Genomic DNA, 3,773 nt, shown 5'->3' on the forward strand with positions numbered 1-3,773 from the left:
AGACCCGATCTCTTTGCTCCGGCACTCGCCCAGGCAGGGCTGAAGCCGGATCGCGTCATCTATGTCGAGGCACACGACGAGAAGTCTGTGCTCTCCTGTTTCGAGGAAGGACTCCGTCACGGGGGACTTGGCTGCGTGGTGGCCGAGGTCTCGCGTCTGTCCATGACGGTGTCGCGGCGGCTGCAGCTGGCGGCAGAGGCATCCGGCACGATGGGTCTGGCGCTGAGGCGCTGGAGACGGCAGACGGAAGCGGCGGACTTTGGTCAGCCGACCGCGGCATCCACAAGATGGCGGGTCTCAGCCCTGCCGTCGACGCCGCTGCCCGTCCCCGGAGTCGGCCGGCATCGCTGGCTGGTCGAGCTGATAAGGGCGCGCGCGGGCGAGAGCGCCGATTTCGAAGTCGAGGCATGCGATGAGCAGGGTCGTCTCGCTCTTCCTGCCGAACTGGCCCACGGATCGGTTCAGACGGGCATCGGGCGGCGCTACGCTTCAGGCTGACCAGCCGCTGGTGCTGGCGGCAAGCGACGGCCGCCGCCGGGTCGTAACGGCGGCCAACGAGGCGGCCCTTCGGCAAGGACTCCGCCCGGGAATCCCGCTTGCCAAGGCGCAGGTCCTGGTCCCCGGACTTCGGATCGAGGATTCGGATCCTCGAGGCGACCTCGAATCCCTGGAACGGCTCGCATTCTGGGCCCTTCGCTACACGCCCGTCGTCGCAGCAGATCCGCCTGACGGCATCGTCATGGACATTGAGGGTGCGGCGCACCTCATGGGTGGCGAAAAGGCCCTCGTCGAGGGTCTGCGCCAGCGCCTAAGCGGCGCCGGCTATGCCTGCCGGATTGGCGTTGCGGACACCTGGGGTCTTGCCCACGCGGTGGCCCGGTATGGCTCTGCTCCCAGCGTGATCGTCGAACCGGGCCATTGCCGCGAATCCCTGGCTCCGCTCCCTGTGGCCGCGCTCCGGATCGACCCGACGACGGTGGCGGAGCTGCAAGGACTCGGCCTGGAGACCGTGGCCGATCTCATGGCGCGGCCACGGGCGCCAACGACCTTGCGGTTCGGGCCCGAGCCTTGGCGGCGGATCGACCAGGCGCTTGGCCACGTTGCGGAACCCATCGATCCGGTCCGCCCGAAGGACGTGCCCGAGGTCCGCAAGGCCTTTCCCGAACCGATCGGCGCTGCCGAGACCATCAGGCGCCATATCGACCTCCTCGTCGGCAAGCTGTGTCTTGAACTGGAAAGCCGTGGCGTTGGAGCGCGCCGGCTCGACCTCGTCTATGAGCGGGTGGACGGCATGCGGAAGGCCATTCGCATCGGCACCGCGATGCCGACACGCGACCCCGCCCGGCTTTCGCGCATGCTGCGCGACAAGGTCGAATCCATGGACCCCGGCTTCGGCATTGAGACCATGGCGCTCGCGGCCACGCTGGTACAGCCGCTTGCGCCCAGCCAGTCCCCATCGTCGCTCGTGGAGCCCGGTCCACCGGACGTCTCCGACCTCGTGGACATCCTTGCGAACAGGGTAGGAAGCGAGCGTCTGTTCCGGGTGGCCCCCGTCCAGAGCGATGTGCCCGAGCGGTCGGTCACGAGGATTCCGCCGCTCGCCCCGGAACTGGACACGACGTGGACAGGGCGGTGGCCGCGGCCGCCCCGCCTGCTTCCCCGGCCCGAACCGATCGAGACGGTGGCGCTCCTTCCTGACCATCCTCCCGTCACCTTCACCTGGCGCGGTGTGCGCCGCCGTGTCCGGCGGGCGGACGGACCGGAGCGCGTCTTCGGCGAGTGGTGGAAGCGCGACGCGGAGCTCGCCACGGTCAGGGATTACTTCCGGGTCGAGGATGACGCGGGCGAACGCTACTGGATCTACCGGGCGGGCGACGGCGAGGACCCGGAAACAGGCTCGCACAGGTGGTTCATGCATGGAATCTTCGGATGACTGTCCGCTACGCCGAACTGCAGGTCACCTCGCACTTCTCGTTCCTGCGCGGCGCCTCGTCCTGCGAGGAGCTGTTCGCCCAGGCGCGCCTGTGCGGGATCGAGGCGCTCGGCATCGTCGACCGCAACTCGCTCGCCGGGATCGTCCGGGCCCATGAGGCCGCCAGGGCAACGGGCGTGAGGCTGATCGTCGGCTGCCGCCTCGATCTTGCCGATGGGATGGCAATCCTTGTCTATCCGACGGATCGTCCCGCCTATTCCAGGCTCTGCCGGCTGCTCTCGCTCGGCAAGAAGCGTGGCGGCAAGGGCAAGTGCATCCTTCACTGGGACGATGTGGTGGCCTATGGCGAGGGCCTCCTTGCCGTCCTCGTCCCGGACGAGCCTGACGAGGAGACCGCCCTGCGGCTCCGGCTCCTGTGCGACGCCTTTCCGGACAGGGCATACATGGCGCTCACGCTTCGCCGGCGGCCGAACGACCAGTTGCGGCTCTACGAACTCTCTCAGATGGCCGAATCCTTCGGCGTCTCCACCGTCGTCACCAACGATGTCCTGTTCCACGAGCCCGGTCGGCGCATGCTTCAGGACGTGGTCACCTGCATCCGGCACAATGTCACGATCGACCAGCTGGGGGACCGGCGCGAGCGCCACGCCGACCGATACCTGAAGTCCGCGGAGGAGATGCACCGCCTGTTCGCGCGCCATCCCGAGGCGCTCGCCCGCACGCTCGAGATCGCGGACCGATGCCGCTTCTCGCTGGACGAGCTCAAATACCAGTATCCCGAAGAGCGCGACGATCCGGCGCTGACCCCGCAGCAGACGCTGGAGAAGCTCATCTGGGAGGGCGCCGCCCGGCGCTATCCCGAAGGCGTGCCGGACCATGTCCGCGCCACCCTGCGGCATGAGCTGGAGCTGATCGAGAAGCTCGACTACGCGCCGTACTTCCTCACCGTGAACTCGATCGTCCGCTTCGCGCGCTCGAAAGGAATCCTCTGTCAGGGACGCGGATCGGCGGCCAACTCAGCGGTCTGCTATGTCCTCGGCATCACCTCGATCGATCCGGATCGCAACGACCTCCTGTTCGAGCGTTTCGTCTCGGAGGAGCGGCGCGAGCCACCCGACATCGACGTCGATTTCGAGCACGAGCGGCGCGAGATCGTCATGCAGTGGATCTTCGACACCTACGGCAGGGAGCGGGCCGCGCTCTGCTCGACCGTCATCCGCTACCGCACCAAGGGCGCGCTGCGCGACGTCGGCAAGGCACTCGGCCTCACCGAAGACCTCATCCGCACGCTGTCGTCCCAGGTCTGGGGCTGGTCGAAAGAGGGCGTCGGTGAGGAGCAGGTCAGGGAGCTGAACCTCAATGCAGGCGACCGGCGGCTGCATCTGGCGCTAGATCTTGCAAGGCAGCTCATGGGTGCACCGCGGCACCTATCCCAGCATCCCGGAGGATTCGTTCTCACCCGGGACCGCCTCGACGACCTCGTCCCGATCGAGCCCGCCGCCATGGCGGACCGCCAGGTCATCGAATGGGACAAGGACGACATCGACGCCCTGCGCTTCATGAAGGTCGACGTCCTCGCTCTCGGCATGCTCACCTGCATGAGGAAAGGACTCGATCTTCTCGCCGAGCACAAGGGCATCCCCTACGATCTCGCCACCATCCCGGCCGAGGATCCGCGCACCTATGCCATGATCCGCAAGGCGGACACGCTCGGCACCTTTCAGATCGAGAGCCGGGCGCAGATGTCGATGCTGCCGCGGCTGAAGCCCCGGACGTTCTACGATCTCGTTGTGCAGGTGGCGATCGTCCGTCCCGGTCCGATCCAGGGCGACATGGTTCA

Annotated in this window: 3 protein-coding genes; all 3 read left to right on the forward strand. The window is 67.4% G+C overall.

Annotated features, from left to right (window positions below):
• A partial coding sequence (locus NYR54_RS18965; RefSeq protein WP_261517262.1) for an ImuA family protein occupies positions 1–498 on the forward strand: 498 nt, incomplete at its 5' end.
• Positions 413–1,933 (forward strand): Y-family DNA polymerase, encoded by a 1,521-nt coding sequence (locus NYR54_RS18970; RefSeq protein WP_261517263.1) that lies wholly within the window; start codon positions 413–415, stop codon positions 1,931–1,933. The genes NYR54_RS18965 and NYR54_RS18970, both read left to right, overlap by 86 nt.
• The coding region (locus NYR54_RS18975) for a PHP domain-containing protein (RefSeq protein ID WP_261517264.1) at positions 1,930–3,773 on the forward strand (1,844 nt) is incomplete at its 3' end. The genes NYR54_RS18970 and NYR54_RS18975, both read left to right, overlap by 4 nt.

Origin of the sequence: Chelativorans petroleitrophicus (genome assembly GCF_025398195.1) — a bacterium.
GTDB lineage: Bacteria > Pseudomonadota > Alphaproteobacteria > Rhizobiales > Rhizobiaceae > Chelativorans > Chelativorans petroleitrophicus.

What these genes read in the sequence shown, in the direction of transcription:
- NYR54_RS18970 (WP_261517263.1), top strand. Translation starts at nt 413, where the DNA reads ATGAGCAGGGTCGTCTCGCTCTTCCTGCCGAACTGGCCCACGGATCGG.